We start from the raw sequence: 25,976 nt of genomic DNA on the forward strand, positions 1-25,976 counted from the left end.
GCGCTCCCGAGAAAACCGTATGCAAGCAAAGGAGGCGTGATGAGCTTCCGCACGGTCCGCACGACACCCCTGCGCATTATGGATGACGCCCATACCGGCGATCACAACCTGACTCCCGCCGAGCGGGCGTATCTGGAAGTGATCGCCTATCTGGAAGCCCGTCGTGAGCCGGTCCTTTCGGTCTCGATCGCTCGCTGGTTGAAGGTGCGGCCACCCACCGTCACCCATATGCTGCAGCGGCTTGAGCAAAAAGGTTTGATCCGGCGTGACGGCGGGCACAGCATCGCCCTGACCTCCGAGGGTGCGGCTATCGCGGAGCGCATTATCCGCCGTCATCGCCTGCTGGAATGTTTTCTCCACGACGTCGTGGGCGTGCCCTGGCACGAAGTGCACCGTGAGGCCACCCTGCTCGAACCCGTCCTGTCGTCGGTGTTGGAAGCGCGGATCACCGAACTGGTTGGGCAAGCCACCGTCTCGCCGCACGGCAACCCTATTCCGGGCCGCGGAACGCCGCCGCCCGATGATCTGCCGCTGGTCGTCGCGCCGGTAGGCGACTGGTTCGTGATCACCCGGATTGACGAGGAGGCGGGTGAGGACAGTTGCACGCTCCAGTTCCTCTGGACTCACGGCCTGGTGCCCGGCACGCCCCTGGTGCGCATGCACGATGCCCCCGGCAGCGTGCGCATCCAGCGCGCCGGGCGGCGAGTGATCCTTTCGCGCCGGGTGGCGGGCTTTCTCTGGGGCGTCGTTAGAAATTCAGGCAAGAGTAACGTATGATACAGCCTGCCTCTGATCCGTTCGGCGTCGTCGCCGCCGCTGCGACTGAGCATATGAACCGGGACCACGCCGACGCGGTACTGGCCTATGCGCGTGGTCTGGCCGGGCTGGAGTGGGCAGAGACGGCCCGCATCAGCGCGATTACCGCTGAAGGTCTAGAACTGCACGTCGAGGGTCATGGTCAGACCGCTATCGCTCGCATCCTCTTTGACGCGCCCCTGACCGATCCGGATCACCTCCGCCCGACGTTGATCGCCCTGGTGCAGCGCGCCCGCAGAGTTGTCTCAGAGGCGGATCTGCATCAGGCGCCTCCGCCTCAGCGTGATCCAGACCTGGCCCGGCGCCTCTTCAACGTGATTGCCACCCGGAGGAGTTTCAGACTGGAAGATCTGTCGCCGGAGCCTGTCGAATCTCATCTAGTCACCCAGATGCTTGAAGCCGCCAACTGGGCCCCAAGCCACGGTCGGACAGAGCCCTGGCGCTTCGTGGTTTACACCGGTACGGCGCGCCGGATCATTGGCGATGCTTTTGCGGTCGCCTATCGGCAATTGCACCCGGATCAGCCCGCCGGAAGCCCCGGTGAGCAGGCTCGGCGGGAACGGGTCTGGCAGGCGCCAGTCTGGATCGCGCTGGGAATGCGGCCCGATCCGAAGATGCCAGAGTGGGAAGAGCTGATCGCCTTCGGCTGTGCAGTGCATAACATGCACCTGATGGCCAGCGCGCTGGGGTTGGCTGGAAAATGGTCGAGCGCGGCATGGGCGCTCCATCAGCACGTTGCCGAAGTTGTCGGGTTCGGGCCGGAGACCCGACTGTACGGCTTCTTCTATGTCGGGCGACCGGCTGTGCCCTGGCCTGAAGGGCGCCGCCGGTCAATCGTCGCAAAGGTGCGCTGGATACACGAGGACGGTAATGGGATCCCATCGGGTTATAGCGGATGATGTGCAGGCGACGATCGCCGAATGCCCATTTTGCGCCGGGTTGGAGCAGGCAGTTTTGTGTGATTTAGCTGGCACGGCTTCTATCCGCGAGGTTGACGCTCAGCGCTTTATCTTCCATGAACACGAACCGGCAACGACGTTCTACATCCTTATGCACGGGCAGGCGCTCTTGAGCAAGCTGGCCGATACCGGTCAGCAGGTCATCATCCGCGCCGTAAAACCTCTGGATGCGATCGGGGTTATCGCCAGCCTGTCGCAAACCGTGTATCCTCTTTCGGCGCGGGCTATTCTGCCCTGTACCTTGCTGGCGTGGGATCATTCTACGCTCACAGGATTGATGGATCGGCACCCTGTTCTGGCGCTACGCGCCTTGCGCTTACTGGCCGGGCGCTTCGCCGATCTGCAACATCAGTATCTGGAACTGGCCACCCAGCGCGTCGAGCGCCGCATAGCCCATACGTTACTGCGCCTGATGCAGCAGGTCGGGCAGCCAGTGACTGCCGGAACACTGGTTGACCTGCCCCTGTCGCGGCAGCAGCTTGCCGAAATGAGCGGCACGACATTATATACGGCGAGCCGGGTGTTGAGTCGCTGGGCGCAGCAAGGCATCGTTGTCTCCGCCCGTGAACAGGTCATTATTTGCGACCCGCACCGAATGATGCAGATCGCCGATAGTCCTCCAGCGTAGTTCTGGGCAAAACATAGATATTTTGCCGCAGGTTTATATGATCCTGTGGTCTGGTTCAGGTTTTCCAATTTATTATACTAGAAAATGGGCATTCCTGCTGTTAGCGGGAGACGATCTCTGCGTTCGTCGTCGTTTTATTCATAAAAAGCGGCGCTTCTTTGCTTGCTTAGGATGGAATAGTGCTGTTTGAGCGGTAATATTCCTGTCTTTGCGCTAACGCAAAGACAGGATTTCAGCGAGGCGCTATGCTGTTGGCGTACCTGTAGGCTGTCCGAAATGATCACGCGCAGTACTGACAGCCTCGATACAGTCCTTTGATTATACGCGTCTCGTCTGAAAGGAGAACGAGATGGCCTCTCAGACTGAAGAGTATGTGCCCGGCGCCGGTCTGGATATGGCCAGGATGCCGGGTCACTGGCTTCTGGCTCGCATGGGCAAGCGGGTGTTGCGCCCTGGCGGGCTGGAGTTGACCCGGCGGATGCTTGACGCTCTGGCGCTCAACGCGCGTGATCACGTAGTTGAATTCGCCCCCGGATTAGGGGTAACGGCGCGGATGGCCCTCCAGGCGCGACCGGCGTCGTATCTCGGCATCGAGCGTGAAGAAGCTGCTGCCGCCAGGGTGCGCACATTCTTAGATTATCCGAACTACCGTTGCCTCGTAGGCTCGGCCGAGGAGACGGGGCTTGAGGAGGCCTCAGCGACCGTTGTATACGGCGAGGCTATGCTCACGATGTATACACCCGGCCAGAAGGCGCGCATTGTGCGCGAGGCCTATCGCATCCTGAAACCCGGCGGGCGCTATGGCATCCACGAACTGGGACTGACCCCTGATTCCCTGGACGAAGCGGTGAAAGAAGCGGTGTTGCGCGATCTTTCGGCGGCCATTCACGTCGGCGCCCGCCCGCTGACTGCTTCAGAATGGCGGGCCGTCCTAGAAGCCGAGGGCTTCCAGGTCCGTGAAACGTTCACTGCTCCGATGCATCTGCTCGAACCCGGACGCCTTATCCAGGATGAGGGCCTGGGACGAGCCCTGCGCATCGTCTTTAATATCCTGCGGACCCCGCCTGCTCGCAAGCGCGTGCTGGCAATGCGCCGGGTGTTTCGCACCCATCAGGCCCATCTGACGGCGATTGCGCTGATTGCCGTGAAACCGGTGATCGAGAGCGCTGACCGGCATGCCTGATCTACTGAGGACGCCAGGCCCCGTGGCTCGCGGCGCTCGTGTCGCCATTGTTGCGGATCAACCTTTTCGAGAAACGCGCTAAGGAGGAAGTATGACCGCGACCGTGTTTCTTGATCTCGCATCAGAGACGACCATTCCTGAGGATGGCACGCTCAGCCGCACCCTCTATCAGGATCACGGCTTGAAAGTGGTGCTGTTCGGCTTCGCGGCAGGCCAGGAGCTGTCGGAACACACCGCGGCGGCGCCGGCAATCCTGCACTTTATCCAGGGCGAGGCGCGGGTGACGCTGGGAACCGAGGTGATCACGGCGCAACCCAACACCTGGGTGCATATGCCGGCCCATCTGCCTCATAGCATTAGCGCAAGCACGCCGGTGATCATGCTGCTGCTTCTACTGAAAGGTGCAACGGCGATCCAGGCTACATAGGAGGCGTGGATGCGAGGGTCATCGCTGGTTCCGTGGGTGGGCTTGTCTGGATTGCTGCTGGTGCTGCTTGCCTGGCATGCAGGTGCGCTGGTCAGTCACCCCCTGGTGATGCCTTCACCATTGGCTACCTTTACGGCGCTCGGCCGACTCTGGGCCAGCGGCGCCGTGGCAACAGCGGTTGTCCACACGCTCGCCCATGCCCTTGGCGGGTTTGCACTGGCGTTGCTTCTGGGCGTGACGCTAGGGTTGCTTGCTGGCGTGCAACCGGTGGTGCGCGCTCTGGTACACCCTGTAGTTGGGGTTGTACAGGGTGTTCCTCCGATTGCCTGGATTGTCCTGGCTCTACTCTGGTTCGGAACTGGTGAACGCACGGCTACCTTTACCGTGATGGCAGCTACCCTCCCGCTGCTGATAATCACTACTATCGGCGGTGTTCATCATACCGATCCGCTGCTCATCCAGATGGCGCGCAGCTATAACGCGCCAGCATCTCTGGTCTTGCGTGACATCTACCTGCCTCATCTCGCGGCTTACCTCTTCCCGACGATAGTCGTAGGCTTAGGCCAATCATGGAAGATTGCTCTGATGGCTGAACTGCTGTCTGGTGCGCGCGGGATCGGCGAACATCTGGGTGTCGCGCGGGTCAATCTTGATACGGCGGCGGTATTTGCCTGGATCGTCATCGTTCTTAGCCTGATGTTTCTGGTCGAGTATCTGATCGTTTTTCCGTTACAGCGCTGGATTGAGCCCTGGCGTCATCGGGGAGATCGTCAGCCTGAACTGTCCTCGCGAGCCGATGTGCGGATTAAGCCGACAGGATAAACCGATGCTTCGGTTGACTGACATCTCCCACCATTACGGGCAAACGCCGGTGCTTGACCGCGTTAGTCTGGAATTGCCGAAAGGGCGGGTGATCTGTCTGGTCGGACCATCGGGTTGTGGCAAGACCACGCTGCTCCACATCGCCGCTGGACTTTTCCCGCCCAGCGGAGGTGAGGTAACGAACCACTTTCGGCGCATAGCGGTGGTGTTCCAGGAACCGCGCCTGCTACCGTGGCGAAACACCCGCGACAATATTGCTTTCGGGCTCAAGGCGCACGGAGTGGTGCGCGCCGAACGGCGCGGCATTGCCGAACGTCTTGGTGCGCGGCTTGGCCTTGACGAAGCACTGGATCGTTACCCCCATCAACTGAGTGGCGGTATGCGCCAGCGTGCGGCTCTTGGACGGGCTCTCGCCGTAGAACCGGAGCTTCTGCTGCTCGACGAACCCTTTAGCGCGCTGGATGTGGGGCTGCGCCGAGATCTTCAGAATCTCTTCCTCGAACTCATTGCCGAACGGGGCCTGGCTGCCCTCTTTGTTACCCACGATTTGACCGAGGCCGTGCGAATTGGTGATGAAGTGATGGTCTTAACCCCCGCGCCGGGTCGAGTGGTTGAACACTGGCAGCAGTCGCGTTCCGCTCCTCAGCGCGATCCTGTGTATGTGTATGAGACGGTCGCTCACCTTTTACGGGTGCCTGCGGTCGCGGATGCTTTTCACGTTGCCGCAAGAGGTGAGCGCGTGTTTATTCCAAGGAGGCCCTATGCTGAGCCGTCGTGACTTTTTGCACGTTCTCATGATTGGCAGCGGGATTACGATAGCCCCAGCACTTGCCGCGTGCGCCCGGCAAACCACGGTGCCTGCGCCAATCGTAACGCCGGCTGTCGGTCAACTGGCGCAGTTAGTAATCAAGGGGCCTACCGGATTGCCGACGATCCCCCTGGTGCGGCTGGCCGGCGACCCCGAACTCAAGAGCGTAGTCGGAGAGGTTAGTTTTGCCACCTGGTCGAATCCCGATCAACTCCGTGCCGACGTGGTAGCGGGCGCTTTACATCTCACCGCAACCCCCACGAACGTCGCCGCAACACTGTATAATCGCGGCATCGATCTGCGCCTGCTTAACGTGATGGTCTGGGGCATTTTGTATTTGATGAGCACAGATGCATCTATCACAGGATGGAATGATCTCCGCGGTCAGACCATTGCTGTACCCTTCAAAGGCGATATGCCGGACATTGTCTTCCGTGTGCTGGCACGAGCCAACGGGCTTGATCCTGACCGTGACATGACGATCCGGTACGTGAGTTCGCCAGTGGAGGCTCAACAACTCCTGCTGGCCGGACAGACGCCACTGGCGCAACTTTCCGAACCTGGCGCTACCGCAGCGCAGTTACAGGGCAAACAGAATAATCTGGACGTCCGCCGGGTCCTTAACATGCAGGAGGAGTGGGGCCGGGCGATGGGACGCGAGCCGCGCATTCCTATGGCCGGTACGCTAGCCGTAGCTGAATTGACCGAGCAGCATCCTCAGGTCGTCAAAGTTATCCAGGAGGGGCTACGTCGCGCCGTTGAGTGGGTCAAGCAGAACCCTAAGGAGGCTGGTTCGCTTGGGGAGCAGCATCTAGCAGGACTCAAGGCCCCGGTCATTGCACAGGCTCTCCCGAATGTGCCCCTGGAGTTTGTGCCGGCAAGCGAAGCGCGGGGAGAACTGGAGTTCTTCTTCACTCAGTTGAAATCCCTGTCTCCTGATCTGATCGGGGGCGATCTGCCAGACGATAGGTTTTATGCGGGCTGATACAGAGTGGACACCTGCCGTGGCAGCACCAGGACCGGGACAGTCCTCCTCTCACCGGGCGGAAGGGTGGCAGGGAGCTCGCTCCTTGACCCTCTCCAGGGAATGGCTGACGCTGAACGCAGTCCGGGGCCTGGGGCTGCCACAACTTTGCTTCTTATGAGAGGCTCGGAGGGCTTCAATCCGCCGAAAGCTCGTTGTTAGTGCAGCGCGATGAAGCCGTACCACATCGGAAGGGGAGATTTCCTGGAGACCACAGACTCCGCAATCATCGCCAAGAGAAGCGTGGTTATTCATTGCGCCGTGATATGATGATATATTTGACTGTTCTGACCCTCCACAACCTGATGCGCTGGATTACCTTGATAGCTGGTCTCTGGGCCATCTACCGCGCCTATCGTGGTTGGTGGGGCAGGCGTCCCTGGACTCCGGAAGACCGGCACGCCGGGCAATGGTTTGCGACAGCCCTGACCATCCAGTTCTTTATTGGAGGGCTGTTCTACTGTCTACCTGGCTCAATGGCCCAGATGCTCATATTTGATCCAGGCACGGTGCTGCGCGTCCCCCCATTGCGCTTCATCGTGCTTGAGCATGCGGTCCAGATGGTGGTTGCCCTGGGTCTCGCCCATGCGGGGGTCGCTCTCGCACCCAGAGCGACACGCCATATCGGCCGGCATCGGCGAGCCGCGCTGCTCTTCTCGCTGGCCTTCGGGATCACCCTGATCGCCATCCCCTGGCCCTTTCTTGACTACGGACGCCCCTGGTTGCGCCTCTGGGGAGGATAGTATGTCAACGCCAACGATAAGACAACCGGTTCGTCTGCGCCCCATCGCCTTGCCGACCGAGCACGGCGGCTGGGGGCTGCTCGGCGCGCCCATCCTGCTCGGCCTGTGGGTGGCGCCCTCGGTGGCGGGCGGCTGGCTCAGCCTGGCGGCGCTGGGGGCCTTTCTGGCGCGCCAGCCGCTCAAACTGGCCGTAGGCGATTGGCGGCGCGGCAGGCGTTTTGCGCGCACGATCTGGGCCGAACGTTTTATCGTGCTGTATGGTGGAACAGCCTTCCTATCGTTCCTGGCGGCGTGGTTTACCGCTGTAGCGCCATTCTGGCCGCCCATCGTCCTGGCGGCGCCGCTGGCAGCGATCCAGTTGCGGTACGACATTCTCAAACAGAGCCGGGCTCTGGCGGCCGAGATGTGCGGAGCCGTGGCTATCAGCGCAACGGTCGCCGCAATGGTGATGGCCGCGGGCTGGGAGTTTCGACCGGCCCTCGCGCTCTGGCTGCTCCTGGCGCTTCAGGCGACCACGGCGATCGTCTATGTCGGCGCGCGGCTGCGGCTGGCGCGGGGCGAGGCGGCCCGCGCCTGGCCGGCCCACGTGGCCCATCTCCTGGCCCTGGTTATCGTCCTCGCGCTGGTCTGGACCGGCCTGGCGCCCCGGCTCAGCGCCGTGGTCTTTGCCGCGCTCCTGGCCCGATCCCTTCTCGGAGTGTTGCCTTGCAGTTTGAAGACCCCCACCCCCCTCGTCGGCATGCAAGAACTAGGCTTCAGCCTGCTTGCCGTGGCGGGGATCGCCCTCGGTCTGCGGTTGGGGTGGTGATCCCTTGCCAGACCGCGTGCCTGACTACTGCGGGAGGGTGAGGCGGGCTGCGTCGGCCCGGAACCTCCTCTCAGGCAGGAGCGTGGAGAAACCCGGTTTCGCTGCCCTCTCGCAGGAGGTGTTCAGGTAGGACCTCGACCTTGTTAACATCTGAGACGCAGTTTGGAGCAGCGCGGGGAGGCTGAGCTTCCCCGCGCTCACTGTTCCGCCCGCGGCGGGGGTGCGCCCTGGCGCACCCAGGACAGGTCTGCCGCCGCGGAGCGAAACGATGTCTCAGGACAAAATTGCTGATCGGCCGAAGAGCCAGGGAGTATAAAAACGATAAAAGTTATGTATTGACAAAAAGAAAAGATTAGTATATACTAATTAAAAATATTTTAAGATGCTTATCACTGCGCTCTACGCTCGCGGATGCTCGCCACTCGCCTGCGCGTGCGATATCGCTACTCCGGAGACGCCTATGGTTGCGGCAAAACATACGTCATCCTCCAACAAGTCTGCTGATCCTCACCGTCTCTACTTCAACCCTCAGCCTCATTTTCTGACAGTGTCGGACAACCTGCGCACCACCTACTCATTTGACGGCGAAGGTCGCCTGCTGGGCGCTTTCCTCGACGGCGTCAATTACCGGCGCGGTCTGGGGGGCGATATTCTGATGAAACAGGTCGTAGGGGGACGCACCAAACGGCGACGCATGCTTTCAACCTTCGAACGCCGGCAGTTGCTGTCGGTCGTCTCCGCCCATGTTGCGGCCATTCGCGAATGCGCCCAGTCGGTTGCCAGCCCTGAGGTGTGCGCCTGGCTTGATCGCGCTCTGACCTGGGACGTTGAGCGGCTTGAGGCCGAGCGTGACGCCTTTCAAGAGATCTACAAGCCTATCAGCATCCTGCCGCCCGATCAGTATCTTGCCCTGGTGCTCCAGGCGGCGGAGGGGTGTAGCTGGAACCGCTGCACCTTTTGCTCCCTGTATCGCGACCGGAAGTTTCGCATCAAGACGCCTGAGGAGTTTCGCCGGCATGTCCGTTCCGTCAAAGCCTTCGTTGGGGCAGGACTGCGCATGCGCAAGTCTATTTTCCTCGGCGATGCGAATGCGCTGATCATTCCCCAGGCCCGGCTGGGTGAACTGCTGGCCGTCGTTCACCAGGAGTTCGTGATTGGCGACAAAGGGTTGAAAGGCATTTATGCCTTTCTTGACATCTTCGGCGCGGAGCGCAAGACGGTCAGTGACTACCGCGAGTTGCGCGACGCCGGAGTGCGGCGCATCTACCTGGGTCTCGAAAGCGGCGACGAGACCGTCTTTCGGTTGCTCAACAAGCCCGGTTCGCCATCCGCCTGTATTGAAGCCGTGCAGGCGATCAAGGCCGCCGGTCTGAATGTGGGCATTATCCTGCTCGCCGGCGCCGGCGGCGCGCGGCTGGCTCCGGCGCACGTCAACCACTCGCTCGAAGCGCTGGCAGCTATGGGTCTGAGCGAAGGCGATCTCGTGTACATCTCGCCGTTGATCGTTTCTCCTACTGGTCCTTATGCCGAACAGTTGGATCAGGCCGGCAGTCCGTGGCTCGATCACGCGGCGATCAACGCTCAACTGACGTACCTGAAGGATGGTGCGCGAGCGCTCTGCGATCCTCGCGCCAAGGTGGCGCTCTACCATATCGAGGAGTTTATCTACTAGCTACTATCTCGCGGCGATGAGCAGCCGCCTGGAGGAGGGCGGAGAAAAGGAGTTCGCGCGGCCCTGCCCCTCTGCGGCAGGCGGGGAAACGGGGGGCGCTACGGCCCTGCCCTCTGCGGCAGGCGGAGGAATTCCCTGCGTCCTGGCTAGAGGAAAGGTCTGGGGAATGCGAAATCCTTCCAAACAAGCCCCTTAGATATACTGCTCAGAAGGGAGCGCTCCATGCGTCTATACGTCCTATGGCTCTTGTCACTTGCCATCATGCTTGCGGGCTGTGGCGGGCAGCCCGCGGCGCAGATGTCTACACCGGGCCCTGCGCGCCCAACCTCGGCGCCAGCCGCGCCGGGTGCGGCGGCCTCCGCCGATCTCGCCGGGATAAAGAAGTACCTGGTAGAGCAAACCGCGGGGCTGGTTGATGCCGTCGCTGACTTGCAGACGTCCGTGGATCGGTATTTCGCCCTGGCCAGAGAGTTGAACTTCGATTATTCCACCCTCTGGGCCAATCGGCGCGATGCCGTCATTGCCGAGCTTGAAGCCGCCCGTGCAGCCTGGATTGTGGCCAGTCCCATCTATGAGAAAATGGAAGGGATTGTCGCCGGAACGCCCGCTCTGGCGCAGTTTGATGTTGATATTGATGCCGGCGCAGCCGCGGCTGACGATCCAGAGAATGCTGTATCTTTCGATCTCGTGTTGCTCGATGGCCGCATCTTTCCGAAACCCGGCAATCTCTTCGGGGTTACGGAAAGCGCTCTCTGGGGCACCGAGCCTGAGTACGCCGCGCCGGTTGATGCCGACTGGAACGGCGATGGAGGCATCACTTTCGGTGAAACCCTCCCTGATGCTCATGTGCTCGAATCAGCCGCGGCGATGCTCTTTGCCAAAGCCAATGAACTTGCCGCCGCCGCTCAGGCCTGGGAACCCACGGAGTCAGACGCCTTTACCGCGCTGGTGGTGATGGTGCCGACGATGAGCGAGTATTTCGCGTCCTGGAGAGACTCGCGCTTCGTGTCGGGTGAGGCTGCAACGCAGCGCGACTTCAATGTCATCTCGCGGCTGGCCGATATTCAAGATATCCTCAGCGGTCTTGAGCTGGTCTACGCTCAACTCCGCCCGCGCGTCGAAAAGGTGGATCCCGTCCAGGCCGAACAGATTGAAGCAGGGTTGCGCGACTTGAAAGCATTCGTCGCCGATATTTACCGTCAAGAACAGAATGGTCGGCGCTTTACGCCCGAAGAAGCCGATATCCTCGGCGTTGAGGCGCAGAACCGCGCGACCGCCATCACCGGTCAAATCAGCCAGATGGCCGGCGCTCTGGGCGTGGCCATCGAGGCGGAGTGAGCGAGGTATGCGTAAGGTTCTGGCCGCCCTGACGGCTCTGTTCTTCTTAATACTTGCCGGAACGCCCGGTGCGTCCTCTCAGGGGCTGGCGCCGGGCGCTGCGGCAGAGGCGATCCGAACAGCGCTGTTACAGGCCCAGTTCGTGATGCTTTCAGAGCCAGCGTCGGCGACGGCGCTCCTGGAAGAAGCCTTTGCCACCTACAGCACGATCCTGGCTGAGCCGCTCGGACACGTGGCGACTACTGCTCCTGAGCGTATTGAGGAAGGCTTCGTGGAAGCCCGTCAGGCTCTTGCCGGGCGCAACGCGCCGGCGTTCGCGGCTGCTCGCGCGCGCATCTGGACGGCGTTGCTGGCGGGCGGGTACGACGCGGTCATGACCGCCCTTGGCGCTGAAGATGCCGGCGCCGCGCAGCTCTGGCTGCCCCTCCGCGAGTTTCGTCATGCGACGCGGTTCTCGCGTCCGGCTGCCGACGCGACGCGAGCGCTGCGCGATATGGCTGCTGGTTCGGTCAGCGCTGCCGATGCGGTGCTGGTGGTGCGAGCCGATCTGCTCGACACCTATCAGGCGCGCCTTACCGAGGCCCTCAATGCCGTCAAAACCGCTGACGTTCAGGGGTTTGCCAGCCGTCGCGCTGAAGCGGCCAGTCTCGCTGAGGGTTATTTCGCCATCCTGGCGCCCGCCTACGCCGAACAGCGCGGTGATGAGGCAATGGCGCGGGCTACAGTCGCCTTCGCCGATCTGCGGAGCGCCGCCGTGCGTGGCGAGCCAGTAGCCGAATCGCTGGCAGCCGTCGAGATGACGCTCAGCGGCTTTCGCGCCGCGCCGCTAAGCCCGGCGGAACGCATCCGGCGCACCGGTCAGATCCTGCGCTTCCTCGGCCTTGTGCCTGTTGAGTATGCACGTGGGGTGCGCGGCGGTCAGGTGACTATTGATCTGGAAATCCGCGAAGCGATCACCTTTCATGCCGGGGCCGCGGCGGCATTCGCCGATCTGCGCGCTGTGCTGGAGCGGCGCGATCCCGCTGCAACAGCGCGGGTCGCGCGACAATTCGCGGAACTAGGAGACATCCTGGCCGCCGCGGGGAGTCGCGCCGCAGTCGCTGAGCCGGCGACCGTTCGCGAGCGTACCGACACGTTGCTCGCCGAGCTGCGGAAGCTTCTACCTTCGGAATGGCAACAGCCAGACAGCGGGGCGGATTTTGATGTCATCCGCACCACCCTGGATCAAATGGCGCAGGCCGCGCGTCTTGGGGATTATGCTCGCGCGGAGTCGGCGCGCCTGGAAGCGTATGCGATGATGGAGATCGGGCCGGAAGTGAAACTGATCGCCTTCGCTCCGCACCTGAAGCCGGTTATCGAGGGCTACTTCTGGTATGGCCAGGATGAACAGAAAGGGTTAGCCTATCTGATCGCCCGCAACGCCCCCTATGCTGAAATCGCGGCGACCCGCGCCGCCCTCGACCGGGCCCTCGCCGACGCTGAACAGGCGCTGGCTGGGAAAAACGCGCCATTCGCCATTGCAACCAATGCCTCGGTTATCGTCTTTCGGGAGGGACTGGAGGCGGTGCTTATTCTAGCCGCGCTGATGGGCAGCCTGAAGATCGGCGCCCAGCGCCGCTTCCGCCGCCCGCTCTGGATTGGCGCCGGTCTCGCCCTCCTGGCGACCGTCCTCACCTGGCTGCTGGCCCGTGGCGCGCTGCTGGCAATGGCCCGCCTGGGCGAACGGCTCGAAGCCATTGTGTCACTCATCGCCATTGCCGTGCTGCTGCTCATTACCAACTGGTTCTTCCACGACGTCTACTGGAAAGGCTGGATGCAGAGCTTTCACCAGCAGAAGCGGCGCATTCTGGGCGGTGTAACCGGACAGTGGGCGGGGTTGATCGCCCTGGGCTTCACCAGCATCTATCGCGAGGGGTTTGAAACGGTGCTCTTCTTGCAAGCCCTGGTTCTAGAGGGCGGGAGCCGCATCGTTCTAAGCGGAGTAAGCGTTGGTCTGATTTTGACGCTGTGCGTCGGGTTTGCCGTGTTTGGCTTGCAAATGCGCTTGCCACACAAGAAAATGTTGATTGTGACGGGGATTTTGATCGGCGCCGTGTTGCTGCAAATGGTTGGACACACGGTGCACGTCATGCAGACGGTAGGCTGGATGTCGATCCACCCGATCCGCTGGCTCGTCCTGCCCTACTGGACTGGTTTCTGGTTCGGGCTGTATGCGACCTGGGAAGGGATCCTGTTCCAGGCTGCGGCGGCGATCTTCGTTATCGGCAGCTACGTTCTGGCTGAATACCTGCACCGGCGGCGGCAGCGCATGCCGGCCTCCGGGTCAACTTTGCGAGAGGCATAGTTCGCTTGTTCTCATGACCCCCCAAAAAACCGCGCCACCGGCGTCGGGAAGTCGGCGATGACCCGCGACGGCAGGCGAGCCTGGCCGCGAAACACCCCCTGCGAGCGATAGGAACCCTCTTCCAGCACAAGCACCTCGACGGTCTGCGCGTGCGGATCGACGATCCAGTACTCGGGCGCCCCGGCGCGGGCGTAGGCGTCCTGCTTCTCGCGCCGGTCGTAGCCGGCCGTGCCCGGCGAGGTCACCTCGACCACCAGGTCCGGGGGGCCGCTGATGCAACTCGGGGTGATCAGATGCAGCCGGTCGGCGCTGATCACCAGGACGTCGGGTTGCACCACGAAGCCGGGGGCGAGTTCCACATCCGTTGGAGCGCTGAAGACCTTGCCCAGGCCGGCAAATTGAACGTGCATCGTGAGAAACGTGGCGATCAGGTTGGTTACGCTCTGGTGTTCGGTGCCGGGGGCCGGGGTCATATACAGCACTCCATCGATCACTTCATAGCGCTGGCCATCATCGGGCAGGCGGGCGTAGTCGGCATATGTCCAGCGGCCCTGGGGCGGGCCGGGGACGTGACTGGCCGGCATGACGGTCGGGAGCGTGTCGGTGAGGGTCATCGGGCGCCTCCATATGGCTCCGGGCGGATCCATTTCAGTGTTATGATAGCACGGCCTCCGCGAGAGGAACTTGCCGGTTGATCCTGTACCTGGAAGGGATTGCCACATTATGCAGCGCTGGAAGGTCAGTATTGGATGGCTCCTTTTCGTGACGGGCATGGCAGCAATGTTCCTGCGAGAACCGTCATTTTTCTTGGAGCCACGATTCTGGGCGGAGGAAGGCTTGCATTATTACGCTTATGCTTTTCAATATGCACATGGATCATTGTGGTATAAAGGCTTAATTAATATTCCACAAGGTTATTTAGCCTTTTGGCCAATTATCGCCTCCGTTATTGCAGCCAACCTTGCTCCGATTGATCACGCGCCGCTTGTGACAACGCTGATGGCATTCCTGGTGCAACTCATTCCGTTGGGCTTGATCGTCTGGGGCGATGCGCCGCTCTGGGATTCGCCTTTGAGAAAAACCGCCGGAGTGCTTGTCGTCTTGTTAACTCCATTAAGTGGTGAGATCTGGTTAAATACAATCAATAGTCAGTTCTATTTAGCTCTGGCGGCTGTACTGATCCTGATGGAACCGATCAAGAAGCGACCTTTATCAACATGGTTCTACAGGTTCATCCTGCTTCTCGCAGGCCTGACCGGTCCGGTGGCAAGCATGCTTGTTCCGGCTTATGGCATCGTGACGTGGTTGACCAGGGAGCGAGAGCGTGGGATTCAGACAGCAATTCTTGGAGTCTGCGCCCTTCTACAAGCAGGACTATTGCTTCGTTTCAGCACAAGCGACCATATGGATTTGCGTTTTGCCGGTCTAGGTCATAGTGGTCTGTTTCCATTGGTGTTTGCAATATGGACCCAGGGCATCGGCTTGATGATATTTGGATCAGAATGGATGCATCAAGTGGCATCCTGGATCGTTGCGGGATATCGAGCAGGTGACATCGCTATTGCGCTCACCTGGATCGGCTTGACAGCATTGACTGCTTCTTTGTTTTGGTGGCTGTCGGTGCGATTGACGGTTCGCGAACGTGTGGTATTCCTCGGGAGTTACGCTCTTCTAGTGGTATTCTCCTATATTGGTGCGTTATCTCGAGATAAACTTAATATCGTCGTCGGCGTAGGAGAGCGGTATTTTTGGGTTCCTAACGCGATATTCGGTTTTCTGTTGATAAGGAATGGTCTTTTCTGGTCTGGAAACAAGTTTCGAGCGGTGTTTTGTTTCATCATATTATTCGTCATTCTGGCTTTTGGCGCTGTTCGATACCGATCGACGCTTATAATTGATCCTGAATGGCCAAAATGGCGCGCGGAAATTGCAGTTTGGCAAGATAACCCAGAATACAAAGTGAAAATATGGCCATCGGGTTGGGAAATTGAGTTGAAGAAGTGAGTGATAAGACCAGGATCTTCTGGAAGCCAATCCGGCAGCAAACTGACCGGCTGGCGGTGGTCTTTCTTCTTGTCGTCGCGCTGCTCATAAGGTCGCACCGACAACGCCGGCGCCAATGAGCGCAATTCGCATAGCTTAAGATTCTAGGGGTCTCACGACCTGGACAGCCTGGTGAGCTCCTGGAACTACTGGTGTCAGGCGTCGTTGCGGATTAGCCGGGGGAAGGGCGTGAACTGCGATCTACACCCTTCCCCCGGGTGGGGTCAGGTTTGTGTTGCGAGCAGCGCCGGGTTGAGCTCGGCCACAATCTGGGTCACCCAGGTGCGGATGCGCTCGCCGCTTAACTCAGTCTGATTGATCTCATCGAGGGCCAGACCGAAGAACATGCCATCCTCGACGCCTGCCGATTCGTAGAAGTCGTAGCCGTCAGTCGGCCAGCGTCCAATAATCGTTGCCCCACGCTCCCGCAGCTTTCGTCCCAGAATGCCCAGCGCATCCTGGAAGTTATCGGGGTAATCGCGCTGATCGCCACAGCCGAAGAGCGCCGCTGTGATGCCCTCAAAATCCAGGTCGTCGAGTTGTGGAAAGGCGTCGTACCAGTCGTCTTGCAGTTCGCCTACGTTCCAGGTGGGACAGCCGAGCAGCAGCACCCGATAGTTGAGTAACGGGCGCAGGTCCTCTTTGATGGCAGCAACATCGAAAACGTCAATCGGCGTACTGACCTGTTTGCGCAGCGTATCGGCAATATCGAGGGCTGCACCGCGGGTGTTGTCGGTCGAGCTTCCGTAGACAATGGCGATCATAGCAGGATCCTCCGTACGGATGGGCTTGTTCAACGATCAACTCTTAGACTGTCAAGCCGTCGGGGTTCGCGCAAAGGCTGGATAGACTATACAGGTTTCGTATATACTAACAACTTAGGTATCTATTTACTAAATATTGTGATTCAACAACCTTCCTTCCTCGATCAACAGGGCTTGAGCAAAGCCGGTCTCCGGCGGCGGGGTGCGGAGCGGCTGCGCTGCCAGACAGGATCGGTTTTCGCAAACGCTCGGTCCGGGGCTCGCTCGCGTCGCATTGGCCCGGCGGTTTGACGCCGAGCCTGGAAGGACGTATCATCCCCTGGCAGGGAGGGCAAGGCCCCTCCAGTGAAGCCAGGATTTCGTTGTCGTGCGGCGCAGCCGAATGATGCCAATCGTCATTGCCAATACCCGGCCCGAACACTTCGCGCAACTGGCGGCGCACCAGCAGCTCTGCTTTCCAACCATTCCCGCCGAGGACTGGATGACCGCCGAGCACTTCGCGGCCCACCTGCGCCTCTTTCCTGAAGGGCAGCACGTGGCCCTCGACGGTGAGCGCGTGGTTGCGCAGAGTTCTACTCTGCGCGTCAGCGCCGAACTGGCCTTCGCGCCCCACACCTATCGCCAGATCACCGGCGCGAATTTCTTCACCACCCACGATCCTGCGGGCGAGTGGCTCTATGGCGCTGATATGAGCGTGCATCCCGACTACCGGGGCCGGCGCATCTCCTCGATGCTCTACGACGCGCGCAAGGCGCTGATCCGCCGCCTGGGGCTGCGCGGCATGGTCGCGGGCGGCGCGCTGCCGGGCTATCACTCCTACGCCGGGCGCATGAGCGTCGAGGAGTATGTCGCCGAAGTGGTCGCCGGGCGGCTATTTGACCCTACGTTAACGACCCAGTTGCGGAATGGCTTTCAGGTGCGAGGCATCCTGCCGGGCTATCTGGGCGGCGGCGACCTGGTGGAAGATGCCACCTTGCTCGTCTGGGAAGCCTGAGCGGCGTGTGAACACGATACCGCGGAGGATGCGGAGTCTGTTTGGGGCCGCGTATGGACACGCTTCGCGCGCCTCGATGACGACGGCTGATGTGTACAGGACGACCTGGTTCGCAAGGTCGGGTCCGGGGCTAGCGGGCTTCCCGCCTGTGAACCGGAGGGCTATTACAGGATTTGCCGGAGTTTGCACATAGGACTATGAATCAACTACAGGTGTGCCAGGCTGGCGATTTCTGCGCCGTCACCGACCTTGACGCCATCAGCCAGCACCTTGAAACCCCGGAAACGGTCGTCTGGCTGGATCTGGAGTCGCCAGGCAAGGATGAGATCGCCCTCCTGCAGCGGGAGTTCAACTTTCACCCCCTGGCGATTGAAGACGCGGTGCGCGACCACGAGCGCCCCAAGATCGAGCGGCACACCGACTACTACCTGCTCATCTTCTACGCCGCGTCGTACAACGGCGCGAATGGCGGATTGGCCGCAACCAGCGGTGCGAGTGGCCCCAACGATGCCACGCGCGAGCCGCAGATTGACCTGCGGCAACTGAGTATCTTCGTCGGAAAGAACTTTATCGTGACCATCCGGCGCCAGCCGATCCCCCAGGTGGCTGAGACCATGGCCCGCTGGCGGATGCCGACGATGCCGCTGGGCAACTCCATTAGCAGTATTCTTTATGGTCTGCTCGATGCAATTGTTGATGATTATTTCACTCTGATGGATCAGATCGCCGAATGGGTGGATGAACTGGAGGATCTGATCTTTAGCCGTGAACGCCAGGATGCCATCAAGGAGATCTTCGGCCTGAAGAAGGATCTGCTGCTGTTACGTCGCGTGGTCGCGCCGGAGCGCGATGTGCTCAACATCCTGCTGCGCCAGGAAGTGCCGATTGTGCAGCCCGGCGAGCTGGTCTACCTCCAGGATGTCTACGATCACCTGGTGCGGGTAACCGATAGCATCGATCTGTACCGCGAACTGCTCACCAGCGCGTATGACAGTTACCTTTCGATCCAGTCCAATCAACTCAACCAACTGGTCAAGACGTTGACCCTGGCTTCGATCATTTTGATGAGCGCCTCGCTCATCGCCGGCATCTACGGTATGAACTTCGAGAACATGCCCGAACTGGCCTGGCGCTGGGGGTATCCGATGGCTCTGGGGATGATGCTCGGCGTCGGGACGAGTCTGGCGCTCTTTTTCCGCAGCCGCAACTGGTGGTAGTGGGTATGCCTCTGCCGGCAGGGATGGCTTCGCCCTCCCACTTTGGGGAGCCGTCAGTGGAAGTCAACTTGCCCGTGGATCTGCTTATCAACGGCGCACCGTGCGTCGGGACGACGGAACTCTCCGAGGGCCAGGCGGTCGAGTTCAGCGCCACGCCGCCGCCCGGCGCGACCCTGGCGCTGTGGGCGGGGGCCGCGCCGCTGGAGCCGTTTCTGCGCCCCGGAGAAGTCGCCTGGCGCTGGCGCTGGGCGGCTCCTCAGGCCGCCGGGACGTATCCGCTCCGCCTGCGGCTCGTCTGGTCCGATGGGCGGGTCGAGGAGCAGCGCTATCGCCTGCGGGTGCGGCCGGGCAAACTTGACCAGGAGCGCTACGAGGCCCTGTGCGCCGATCTCCAGCGCCTCAGGCGCGCCCTGGTAACTGCCTTGAGCGGCGGGGCCGAGCCGCTTGTCGCACGCTCGGCGGCTTTCCCCTGGCCTCCCGATCCGGTCGAGGAGTTTCACCGTCTGTCTGGCGCCGAGTTCGAGCGCTTCGCCGCCGCGGTCGAGCGTCTGGCCGCCCGCCCCCCCGACCGGCTGCGCCCCGCGTTGCGCCAGGTGCGGCTGGGCCAGCTCCGCTCGGCGGCGGGTCTGCGCGCTGTGCTTCACGACCGCGACACGGCGCTGATCAGCGCTTCGATAGCGGGCTACGACAGCTACGAGGCGCGTCTGCTGCGGGGACTGCTCGATGATCTGTCGCGCCGTCTGGAGACCCTGACGGCCGCCCTGGACCTCCCCGTTGCCCTGGCGGAGCGGGCCGGCGCCGTCCGCGCCCGCCTGCGCGCCCTGCGCGCCCAACCGTTCCTGGCCGGCGTGCCGCCGCTGGACGGTTATCGCGGCCCTACGCCCCGTCTCCTGCGCGACTCCGACTATCGTATCGTCCATCGCTTCTGGCGGCTGATGCGCCAGCAAGGCGAGGTGCGCTGGGAGGAGACGCCCCTGGCCGTTCCGGTCGCCGATCTGCCCCGGCTGTACGAGCGCTGGTGCGTGGCGCGGGTCGCCCTGACCTTGCTGGAATGGCCCGGCCATACCCTGGTCAGCCAGGCGCTGCTGGCGGAGGACGACGAGGGGCGGCCTGGCCTGACTGAAGACGAACCGCTGGTGGTGCTGGCGCGCCCCGACGGGAGCGAACTGCGCCTGCGCTACCATCCCCGCTACCGGCCCTTCGCCGAGACCGGACGCCCTCCCCTGCCGGGGAAGCCATCCCTGAGCATCGGTTCCCTCGACCGGCACGTCCGTATTCCCGACCTGGGGCTGGAGATCTGGCGTCCCGGCGCGGCGCCGCGGCTGCTGGCGCTCGATGCGAAATATCGCCTCGACGCCGCCGGTGGCGTGCCCGCCGAGGCCCTGGCCGAGGCCTACAGCTATCTGGGCGGCCTTGGCGCGCCCGATGGCGCGCGCGCGGCCCTGGGCGTGGCGCTGCTCTACCCGGGGACCGGCGCGCCAGAATGCTACCCCAGCGGCGTCGCCGCGCTGCCCCTCCTGCCGGGCGCGACCACGGCGCTCACGGCCTGGCTCGCAGAGTTTCTTTAATATGACGGCTGATGACTTTCTCGCTGACCTCAAGACCCAATCGGTGGAATCCTCCACTGTTTCGGCGCGGTTCTGAGGCAGGCCAGTACCTGCGTCCGTGCGTCGCTGTTGGGCCGAAGGATTGGCTGCGCCGGTCCTTCGCCCACGGCGGGCGAAAGCCGGTATGTGCTCGGATGAAGCGCCGGTCATCCTCTGTTCGCTGCGGTCTGCTATAGTATCACTGACAACTCTGCACCTGTGTGGTTTGACGATCCGGCTGTGATGCATCCGTGTTTTGCACGCATGGCTTCGCCCTCCCCTGCTCCCCGCTACCGCGGAGTCGCTCTATGCACCCATCCCGTCGTCGCCTGACCCTGTGGCGTCTGATCCGTGACGTGACGCTGGCCCTCTATCCCCTGGCGCTGGTGCTGTTTGTCCTGGTGACGCTGATCGCCCCGCAGCGGACAGGTGTGGTGGCCCTGGCCCAGGTGTTCGCCCATTACCTGTTTGCCGCCGCCCTGTTTCTTGTACCTCTGGCGCTGCTGCGGAACATGGTTACGTTACGCATGGCCCTGGCGGCTGCCAGCGTGACCTTTCTCCTGGTCTACCCCCCGGCGCTGAACTTCGCTCCGCCCCCGACAGGCGCCCGCGAGGTGACGGTGCTGGCCTGGAACCTCTACTTCAACCGTGTACCCGCTGAAGAGGTGCTGGCAGTGCTCGACGCGCGCCAGCCCGACGTGGTAGCCTTCCAGGAGGTGAACGCCCAGGCCCTGGGCGCGAATGCCGCGCTGGCGGCGCGTTTTCCCTACCAGGTTGTCCGCCCCGAACGCGATTCATTGGGAACGGCCATCCTCAGCCGCTACCAGGTGCTCGAATCAGGCGTGTTTGAAGGTCCACAGGCGACCGAATTCGCCCTGCGGCTGGTCTGGGCGCGGCTGGACATTGATGGGCGTCCGGTGACGGTGGTCAATGCCCATCCGGTGCCGCCGCTGATCCGGGTTGATGGCTGCCGCCTGGTGTTCTGTTACAATACAGGCATCCGCGATCGGCAGATCAGCGCCATCCGCGCCTTCATTGACGACCTGCGGGCGCGCACCGGCGACCCGCTGATCGTTGCCGGGGATATGAACGTGACCGAGCGCGAACAGGCGTACTTCGACCTCTCCAACGGCCTGCGCGACGCGCATCGCGCCGCGGGGGTCGGCTTCGGCTTTACCTGGCGCCCGCGCGCCATCACGCTGCCGTTCGGGCTGATCCGCATTGATTACGTGTTCACGAACGACCTGGTTCAACCATTGGCCTTTGAGACCGACTGCACCTTTCGCGGCAGCGATCACTGCCTGAATGTGGGGCGTTTTGGGTTGTAGCATTGCGATGCAGTTGCCATTCTTCGTCTACGGCACCCTGCGGCCCGGCGGGATCAGTTACCGGCAGTATCTGTTCGGGCGCACCAGCGCCGAAACCCCGGCTGTGTTGCGCGGGGCGGTCCTGTTTACCCCCGGGCCATTCCCGTTTCTCACCACTGTTCCCGAACTGGCGGCCCCCACCGATACGGTCCGCGGCGACCTGATCGCGGTTCACCCCGCCTTCTATCCGGAGACCCTGGCCGCCCTCGACCGGCTGGAGGGGTTCGTTGCCGGGCGGGCGACCAATCTGTACGAGCGAGTAGCTCTGGAAGTCGAGACGGCGGACGGCCTACGGCGGGCCTGGGTGTACGTCGCAGCGGAGCGCCCCCTGCGGCTCATTCGCCAGGGGCGCATGCGCCGCGTGCCCGGCGGCGAGTGGCTCCTGTAACGAGAATTCGGCTCGGCGGGGGCTTGGGGGCCGGCGGGGTCCGGAGTCTTCGGATTTTCACGGAAAGTGGCCAGGAGAGATTCCTGCATGTCCGCCCCCCTCCCAGCCTCCCTCCGTTGGGGGGAGGCGCCAGGCGCCCTCCCCCAGCGGGGGAGGGTTGGGGCACTGGGAAGGCGCCGCGCACCGATCCGATCCTGCCCTCCCCCAGCGGGGGAGGGTTGGGGAGGGGGCGGGTGGTTGTCGGAAAACGTAGTTCAAAAACCACTCACACCATCCGCAGCACGAGGCGCTCGACCGCCTCGGCCAGTTGCCGCAGGTTGCGGACTACGTGCACACTGTCGCAGAGCGGGAGATAGGCCGGCAGGTCGCTGTCGCCCGTGCCCCAGTCGCGGGGCGACTCGGGGGTGAACCAGATCACCTGGCGCGCGCGGGCCTTGATCTGGCGAAGATGGGCCAGACCGGGGTCGCTGCGGTTGTTGCGCCCGTCGCCGAGAATAAGGACGGTGGCGCGCCGATCGAGCGTGTGGAGATGGTCGCGGATGAATTGTTGCAGCGCCGCGCCGAAATCGGTGGCGGTATAGGCGGCGTCAATGCGCCGCAGGACCGCGCTAACGGCCTCCGCCGGTCGCGCGGCGTGGAAGTCGGCGCTGATGTCGTAGAGTTCGGCGATGTAGGCAAAGGCGCGCGCGCGGCGTATGTGGTCGTGCAGGGCGTAGACCAGGTGGAGCATGAAACTGGCGACCTCGCGCATCGAGGCGCTGAGGTCGCAGAGGATCACCAGCCGCGGCGTCAGCCGGCGCCGGCGGCGGCGCAGGTCCACCGGCACGCTGGCGTAGCGCAGGCTGGCTCGCAGCGTGCCCCGGGGGTCGAGGGCGCCCCGGCGGTTGCGGCGACGCTGCAGGGCGGCGTGGGCGCGCAAACGGGCCGCGAGCCGGGCGACTTCGCGCCGCAGGGCGGCGCGCTCTTCGCTGTCGAGCAGGTGGAAGGGGCGGTCGAGGAGTTCCTCTCGCGGCAGAGGCGCATCTCGCCGGGTGGCGGCCCGCCGTTGCATGCTGAGGGCCACGGCGCGCCCGATCTGGCCGGCCTGGGCCTCCTGGTTGAGCCGCGCGGTCCGGGCGATCGCTTCCAGCGCCTCCGCGCGCATCCCCGCGGCCCGCAAACGTTCCAGCAGCTCGTGCAGCAGCCCCTCCAGGCGCTCGAACTGCACCTCACGCAGCGCCCGCCGGGCCATCCACGGCTCGAAGAGCGGAGCGCTCACCTCGAGCTGGTCCACCCCTGCCAGCAGAGCATCCAGTTGCTCCCGGCGCAACGGCTCTCCGGCAATGATGGCAGTGAAGAGCCATGCCAGGGCGGGCGTGGGCGCCGCGGCAGCCGCCTCTACAACGGCCCGGCGCAGATGCTCGCGCTCCGCAGCGCTCAATGCGCCATCGTCGTCGGGCGTGACAAGGGTGACGCCGTTGCCGCCGAAGTAGAGCGGAAACAGCCGCTCGAAGACCGGCAGATCGGCACGCTCCTTCACCAGCGTGGCGCGCAATGCTCTACGCAGCAACCCTTGCTCGGCCACCCCGGTATGCTCCAGCGCGCGCAGGGCGTCAATGCTCTCCGCTACGCTGACCCGCAGGCCCGCCGCGCGCAGGGCGGCGATGAACTCGAGGATGCGTTCGTCCATGCGACTTAGCGTACCAGGTTGTGCTCCGATACGCAAATGTCGGTGCGCGGGGGCGGGCCGTCTCGATGCGTTCGCCCCGTCGGCGTCTGTGGTATCATACAGGCACGTCGTCCAGGGCCGCGACGGTCGTAGAAAGCGGAGAGGTATGGCCAGGCGATCGGTCGTAACCGTCGGTCTGGTGCAGATGCGCTGCACCGCCGATCCCGAGGAGAACATGGCGCGGGCGATCGCCGGGGTGCGCGAGGCTGCTGCCCGCGGCGCCCAGGTGATCTGCCTGCCGGAGTTGTTTCGCTCGCTGTACTTCTGCCAGCGCGAGGAGTACGCCCCCTTCGCCCTGGCCGAGCCGGTTCCCGGCCCCAGCACCGCGACCTTCGGCGCCCTGGCGCGCGAACTGGGCGTGGCAATCATCGCCAGCCTCTTCGAGAAGCGCGCCGAGGGCCTCTACCACAACACCGCCGCGGTGCTCGACGCCGATGGAAGCTACCTCGGCAAGTACCGCAAGATGCACATCCCCGACGATCCGCTCTACTATGAGAAGTTCTACTTCACCCCCGGCGACCTGGGCTTCAAGGTCTTTCCGACCCGCTTCGCGCGTCTGGGAGTGTTGATCTGCTGGGACCAGTGGTACCCCGAGGGCGCCCGGCTGACCGCCCTGCGCGGGGCCGATATCCTCTTCTACCCCACCGCGATTGGCTGGCATCCCGCCGAGAAGGCCGAGCACGGGGCCGCCCAGCACGAGAGCTGGGAGTTGATCCAGCGCTCCCATGCCGTCGCCAATGGATGCTTTGTGGTCAGTGTCAACCGCGTGGGCCACGAGGGCGACCCCGCCAGCGGGATCGAGTTCTGGGGACAGAGCTTCGTCTGTGATCCGCGCGGCACAGTGCTCGTCCGCGCTCCCGCGGACGAGCCGGCAGTGCTCGTGCAACCGCTCGACCTGGGCATGCTCGATGTTCAGCGGACCCACTGGCCCTTCCTGCGAGACCGCCGTATTGACGCCTACGGGGAACTAACCCGGCGTTTCATTGACGAATGAAGACACCACGGCAGCTTGGCTATCGCATGCCCCCCGAATGGGCCCCGCACCAGGCGACCTGGCTCTCCTGGCCGCATAAGGAGGAGAGCTGGCCGGGCCGGCTCCAGGACGTGTTGCCGGTCTATGCCCGGGCGGTGGCCGCCCTCAGCCGCTCCGAGGCGGTGCATATCAACGTGAACGACGCGGCGATGGAGGCCGCGGCGCGGGCGCTGCTCGCCGAGGCGGGCGCCACGGGCGACATCCGCTTTCACCGCTTTCCGACTAACGACGCCTGGTGCCGCGACCACGGAGCGATCTTTCTGGTGCGCGAAGAGGACCCGAAGCTTGCCGCGGTGGACTGGGATTTTAACGCCTGGGGCAACAAGTATCCGCCCTACGATCTTGACGACGAGATCCCGCGGCAGATGGCCGCCTACCTTGACGCCATCTGCTTCCCCGGCGGCATGGTTCTTGAAGGCGGCTCGATTGATGTGGACGGGACCGGTCTCCTGTTGACCACCGAGCAGTGCCTGCTCAACCCCAACCGCAACCCGCACCTCAGCCGGGACGAGATCGAAACGCGCCTGCGCGAGAACCTGGGGGTGGAGAAAATCCTCTGGCTTGGCGAGGGCATTGCCGGCGACGACACCGACGGGCACATTGACGACATCGCGCGCTTCGTCGCCCCCGGCACGGTGCTGGCCGCCGTCGAGGAAGATCCGCTGGACGAGAACTACCATCCGCTCCAGGAGAACCTGCGCCGCCTGCAACGCATGACCGACCTCCGGGGGCGCCCGCTGACGGTGCTGACCATCCCTATGCCGCCGCCGCTGGTGTACGAGGGCCAGCGACTGCCGGCCTCGCACGCCAACTTCTACATCGCCAACCGGGTGGTGCTGCTGCCGACCTTCGGCGGCGCCAGCGACGCTCGGGCCGCCGAGGTGCTGCAACGCTGCTTTCCCGACCGGGAGATCGTGGGTCTGGATAGCACCGTCGTGGTCTGGGGTCTGGGTGCCTGGCACTGTCTGACCCAGCAGGTGCCAGCGGTGGGGCAGGGTTGCCCGCCATCTGTGGGCGAAAGGGCGTAACCCTGTTCAGCGGTGCGGCAGGGGCAACCGGCCGGTCGCCTGTGCCTGATCCGCCTCTCAACCGTTTTCCTGGAGAGTGAGTCGCTCTTCGTGTGCCCGGTCCTGTGCGCGATGCTCCAGCGGGTCCCTGACCATCGGGCGGCGTCTCTACCGCGCACCCCGCCACGAGAAGGGGAACGACGCGCGAGTCCTGTCTGCGCACCGGGCGCCAAGAAACGTTCTGCAGGCATCTCTCGCTCGGAGGATAATTAGTCTGTGAACGACGTTTTTCGCTAA

24 protein-coding genes are annotated in these 25,976 nt (G+C 63.0%); 21 read left to right on the top strand and 3 right to left on the bottom strand.

Annotation, left to right across the window (positions count from 1 at the left end; translation table 11 throughout):
- Positions 1–39 precede the first annotated feature (39 nt).
- The 13 genes from NZU74_03045 (at position 40) to NZU74_03105 (ending at position 13,572) form a co-directional block, all read left to right on the top strand.
- Positions 40–777, top strand: a complete 738-nt coding sequence (locus NZU74_03045; protein ID MCS6880285.1) for a metal-dependent transcriptional regulator — start codon at positions 40–42, stop codon at positions 775–777.
- The gene (locus NZU74_03050) at positions 774–1,715 is read left to right on the top strand and encodes a nitroreductase family protein (protein MCS6880286.1); all 942 of its coding nucleotides are present in this window, start codon (positions 774–776) and stop codon (positions 1,713–1,715) included. Before NZU74_03045 ends, NZU74_03050 begins: the two co-directional genes overlap by 4 nt.
- 1 nt (position 1,716) lies before the next feature.
- Positions 1,717–2,403: a Crp/Fnr family transcriptional regulator gene (locus NZU74_03055; protein ID MCS6880287.1), complete on the top strand. Its 687-nt coding sequence runs from the start codon at positions 1,717–1,719 to the stop codon at positions 2,401–2,403.
- A 349-nt stretch (positions 2,404–2,752) separates the two neighbouring features.
- Positions 2,753–3,586 carry a class I SAM-dependent methyltransferase gene (locus NZU74_03060; protein ID MCS6880288.1) on the top strand — a complete coding sequence of 278 codons (834 nt, stop codon included), beginning with the start codon at positions 2,753–2,755 and terminating at the stop codon, positions 3,584–3,586.
- A gap of 91 nt (positions 3,587–3,677) precedes the next feature.
- The gene (locus tag NZU74_03065) at positions 3,678–4,013 is read left to right on the top strand and encodes a cupin domain-containing protein (GenBank protein MCS6880289.1); all 336 of its coding nucleotides are present in this window, start codon (positions 3,678–3,680) and stop codon (positions 4,011–4,013) included.
- 9 nt (positions 4,014–4,022) lie between these two features.
- Positions 4,023–4,835 carry an ABC transporter permease subunit gene (locus tag NZU74_03070; protein MCS6880290.1) on the top strand — a complete coding sequence of 271 codons (813 nt, stop codon included), beginning with the start codon at positions 4,023–4,025 and terminating at the stop codon, positions 4,833–4,835.
- Positions 4,836–4,839: 4 nt separating this feature from the next.
- A complete protein-coding gene (locus NZU74_03075; GenBank protein ID MCS6880291.1) occupies positions 4,840–5,613 on the top strand; it encodes an ABC transporter ATP-binding protein in 774 nt (257 codons plus the stop codon).
- Positions 5,597–6,628 carry a hypothetical protein gene (locus NZU74_03080; GenBank protein ID MCS6880292.1) on the top strand — a complete coding sequence of 344 codons (1,032 nt, stop codon included), beginning with the start codon at positions 5,597–5,599 and terminating at the stop codon, positions 6,626–6,628. Before NZU74_03075 ends, NZU74_03080 begins: the two co-directional genes overlap by 17 nt.
- 308 nt (positions 6,629–6,936) lie before the next feature.
- Positions 6,937–7,410: a hypothetical protein gene (locus NZU74_03085; GenBank protein ID MCS6880293.1), complete on the top strand. Its 474-nt coding sequence runs from the start codon at positions 6,937–6,939 to the stop codon at positions 7,408–7,410.
- A 1-nt stretch (position 7,411) separates the two neighbouring features.
- Positions 7,412–8,218, top strand: a complete 807-nt coding sequence (locus NZU74_03090; protein MCS6880294.1) for a YwiC-like family protein — start codon at positions 7,412–7,414, stop codon at positions 8,216–8,218.
- A gap of 460 nt (positions 8,219–8,678) precedes the next feature.
- Positions 8,679–9,890, top strand: coding sequence for a radical SAM protein (locus NZU74_03095; protein MCS6880295.1), 1,212 nt, complete (start codon positions 8,679–8,681; stop codon positions 9,888–9,890).
- 222 nt (positions 9,891–10,112) lie between these two features.
- Entirely contained in the window at positions 10,113–11,228 is a 1,116-nt protein-coding gene (locus NZU74_03100) for an EfeM/EfeO family lipoprotein (protein MCS6880296.1), read from the top strand.
- Positions 11,229–11,235: 7 nt separating this feature from the next.
- Positions 11,236–13,572: an FTR1 family protein gene (locus tag NZU74_03105; protein MCS6880297.1), complete on the top strand. Its 2,337-nt coding sequence runs from the start codon at positions 11,236–11,238 to the stop codon at positions 13,570–13,572.
- Positions 13,573–13,583: 11 nt separating this feature from the next.
- Here NZU74_03105 and NZU74_03110 read toward each other — a convergent pair whose 3' ends face one another.
- On the bottom strand, positions 13,584–14,186 hold the full coding sequence (locus NZU74_03110; GenBank protein ID MCS6880298.1) for a Uma2 family endonuclease: 603 nt from the start codon (positions 14,184–14,186) through the stop codon (positions 13,584–13,586).
- Positions 14,187–14,295: 109 nt separating this feature from the next.
- Here NZU74_03110 and NZU74_03115 point away from each other — a divergent pair, with 109 nt between their 5' ends.
- Positions 14,296–15,576, top strand: a complete 1,281-nt coding sequence (locus NZU74_03115) for a hypothetical protein (GenBank protein MCS6880299.1) — start codon at positions 14,296–14,298, stop codon at positions 15,574–15,576.
- Between the two features lie 263 nt (positions 15,577–15,839).
- Here the strand turns inward: NZU74_03115 and NZU74_03120 are convergent, their stop codons facing one another.
- Positions 15,840–16,379, bottom strand: coding sequence for a flavodoxin (locus tag NZU74_03120; GenBank protein ID MCS6880300.1), 540 nt, complete (start codon positions 16,377–16,379; stop codon positions 15,840–15,842).
- Between the two features lie 382 nt (positions 16,380–16,761).
- On the opposite strand from NZU74_03120, the gene NZU74_03125 reads away from it, so the two are divergent.
- From NZU74_03125 to NZU74_03145, 5 genes are all read left to right on the top strand, one after another.
- Positions 16,762–17,373, top strand: a complete 612-nt coding sequence (locus NZU74_03125) for a GNAT family N-acetyltransferase (protein MCS6880301.1) — start codon at positions 16,762–16,764, stop codon at positions 17,371–17,373.
- A 197-nt stretch (positions 17,374–17,570) separates the two neighbouring features.
- On the top strand, positions 17,571–18,590 hold the full coding sequence (gene corA, locus NZU74_03130; GenBank protein MCS6880302.1) for a magnesium/cobalt transporter CorA: 1,020 nt from the start codon (positions 17,571–17,573) through the stop codon (positions 18,588–18,590).
- Positions 18,591–18,646: 56 nt separating this feature from the next.
- Positions 18,647–20,158, top strand: a complete 1,512-nt coding sequence (locus tag NZU74_03135) for a restriction endonuclease-like protein (GenBank protein ID MCS6880303.1) — start codon at positions 18,647–18,649, stop codon at positions 20,156–20,158.
- 326 nt (positions 20,159–20,484) lie between these two features.
- Complete coding sequence (locus NZU74_03140) at positions 20,485–21,504, top strand: endonuclease/exonuclease/phosphatase family protein (GenBank protein MCS6880304.1); 1,020 nt, start codon at positions 20,485–20,487, stop codon at positions 21,502–21,504.
- Positions 21,494–21,931, top strand: coding sequence for a gamma-glutamylcyclotransferase (locus NZU74_03145; GenBank protein ID MCS6880305.1), 438 nt, complete (start codon positions 21,494–21,496; stop codon positions 21,929–21,931). The genes NZU74_03140 and NZU74_03145 overlap by 11 nt, the downstream gene beginning before the upstream one ends.
- A 265-nt stretch (positions 21,932–22,196) precedes the next feature.
- Here NZU74_03145 and NZU74_03150 read toward each other — a convergent pair whose 3' ends face one another.
- Positions 22,197–23,600 (bottom strand): VWA domain-containing protein, encoded by a 1,404-nt coding sequence (locus tag NZU74_03150; GenBank protein ID MCS6880306.1) that lies wholly within the window; start codon positions 23,598–23,600, stop codon positions 22,197–22,199.
- Between the two features lie 145 nt (positions 23,601–23,745).
- Between NZU74_03150 and NZU74_03155 the strand changes: the two genes are divergently transcribed.
- Together NZU74_03155 and NZU74_03160 are read left to right on the top strand one after the other, a co-directional pair.
- Positions 23,746–24,633: a carbon-nitrogen hydrolase gene (locus tag NZU74_03155; GenBank protein ID MCS6880307.1), complete on the top strand. Its 888-nt coding sequence runs from the start codon at positions 23,746–23,748 to the stop codon at positions 24,631–24,633.
- Positions 24,630–25,700: an agmatine deiminase family protein gene (locus NZU74_03160; GenBank protein ID MCS6880308.1), complete on the top strand. Its 1,071-nt coding sequence runs from the start codon at positions 24,630–24,632 to the stop codon at positions 25,698–25,700. Before NZU74_03155 ends, NZU74_03160 begins: the two co-directional genes overlap by 4 nt.
- Positions 25,701–25,976 lie beyond the last annotated feature (276 nt).

The organism is Chloroflexaceae bacterium, from assembly GCA_025057155.1.
Taxonomy (GTDB): Bacteria; Chloroflexota; Chloroflexia; order Chloroflexales; family Chloroflexaceae; genus JACAEO01.

Coding starts and splice junctions, on each gene's coding strand:
- NZU74_03105 (MCS6880297.1), top strand. CDS start 11,236: ATGCGTAAGGTTCTGGCCGCCCTGACGGCTCTGTTCTTCTTAATACTT.
- NZU74_03160 (MCS6880308.1), top strand. CDS start 24,630: ATGAAGACACCACGGCAGCTTGGCTATCGCATGCCCCCCGAATGGGCC.
- NZU74_03155 (MCS6880307.1), top strand. CDS start 23,746: ATGGCCAGGCGATCGGTCGTAACCGTCGGTCTGGTGCAGATGCGCTGC.
- NZU74_03120 (MCS6880300.1), bottom strand. CDS start 16,379: ATGATCGCCATTGTCTACGGAAGCTCGACCGACAACACCCGCGGTGCA.
- NZU74_03110 (MCS6880298.1), bottom strand. CDS start 14,186: ATGACCCTCACCGACACGCTCCCGACCGTCATGCCGGCCAGTCACGTC.
- NZU74_03045 (MCS6880285.1), top strand. CDS start 40: ATGAGCTTCCGCACGGTCCGCACGACACCCCTGCGCATTATGGATGAC.
- NZU74_03140 (MCS6880304.1), top strand. CDS start 20,485: ATGCACCCATCCCGTCGTCGCCTGACCCTGTGGCGTCTGATCCGTGAC.
- NZU74_03075 (MCS6880291.1), top strand. CDS start 4,840: ATGCTTCGGTTGACTGACATCTCCCACCATTACGGGCAAACGCCGGTG.
- NZU74_03115 (MCS6880299.1), top strand. CDS start 14,296: ATGCAGCGCTGGAAGGTCAGTATTGGATGGCTCCTTTTCGTGACGGGC.
- NZU74_03050 (MCS6880286.1), top strand. CDS start 774: ATGATACAGCCTGCCTCTGATCCGTTCGGCGTCGTCGCCGCCGCTGCG.
- NZU74_03070 (MCS6880290.1), top strand. CDS start 4,023: ATGCGAGGGTCATCGCTGGTTCCGTGGGTGGGCTTGTCTGGATTGCTG.
- corA (MCS6880302.1), top strand. CDS start 17,571: ATGAATCAACTACAGGTGTGCCAGGCTGGCGATTTCTGCGCCGTCACC.
- NZU74_03080 (MCS6880292.1), top strand. CDS start 5,597: ATGCTGAGCCGTCGTGACTTTTTGCACGTTCTCATGATTGGCAGCGGG.
- NZU74_03085 (MCS6880293.1), top strand. CDS start 6,937: ATGATATATTTGACTGTTCTGACCCTCCACAACCTGATGCGCTGGATT.
- NZU74_03095 (MCS6880295.1), top strand. CDS start 8,679: ATGGTTGCGGCAAAACATACGTCATCCTCCAACAAGTCTGCTGATCCT.
- NZU74_03100 (MCS6880296.1), top strand. CDS start 10,113: ATGCGTCTATACGTCCTATGGCTCTTGTCACTTGCCATCATGCTTGCG.
- NZU74_03125 (MCS6880301.1), top strand. CDS start 16,762: ATGATGCCAATCGTCATTGCCAATACCCGGCCCGAACACTTCGCGCAA.
- NZU74_03065 (MCS6880289.1), top strand. CDS start 3,678: ATGACCGCGACCGTGTTTCTTGATCTCGCATCAGAGACGACCATTCCT.
- NZU74_03090 (MCS6880294.1), top strand. CDS start 7,412: ATGTCAACGCCAACGATAAGACAACCGGTTCGTCTGCGCCCCATCGCC.
- NZU74_03060 (MCS6880288.1), top strand. CDS start 2,753: ATGGCCTCTCAGACTGAAGAGTATGTGCCCGGCGCCGGTCTGGATATG.
- NZU74_03150 (MCS6880306.1), bottom strand. CDS start 23,600: ATGGACGAACGCATCCTCGAGTTCATCGCCGCCCTGCGCGCGGCGGGC.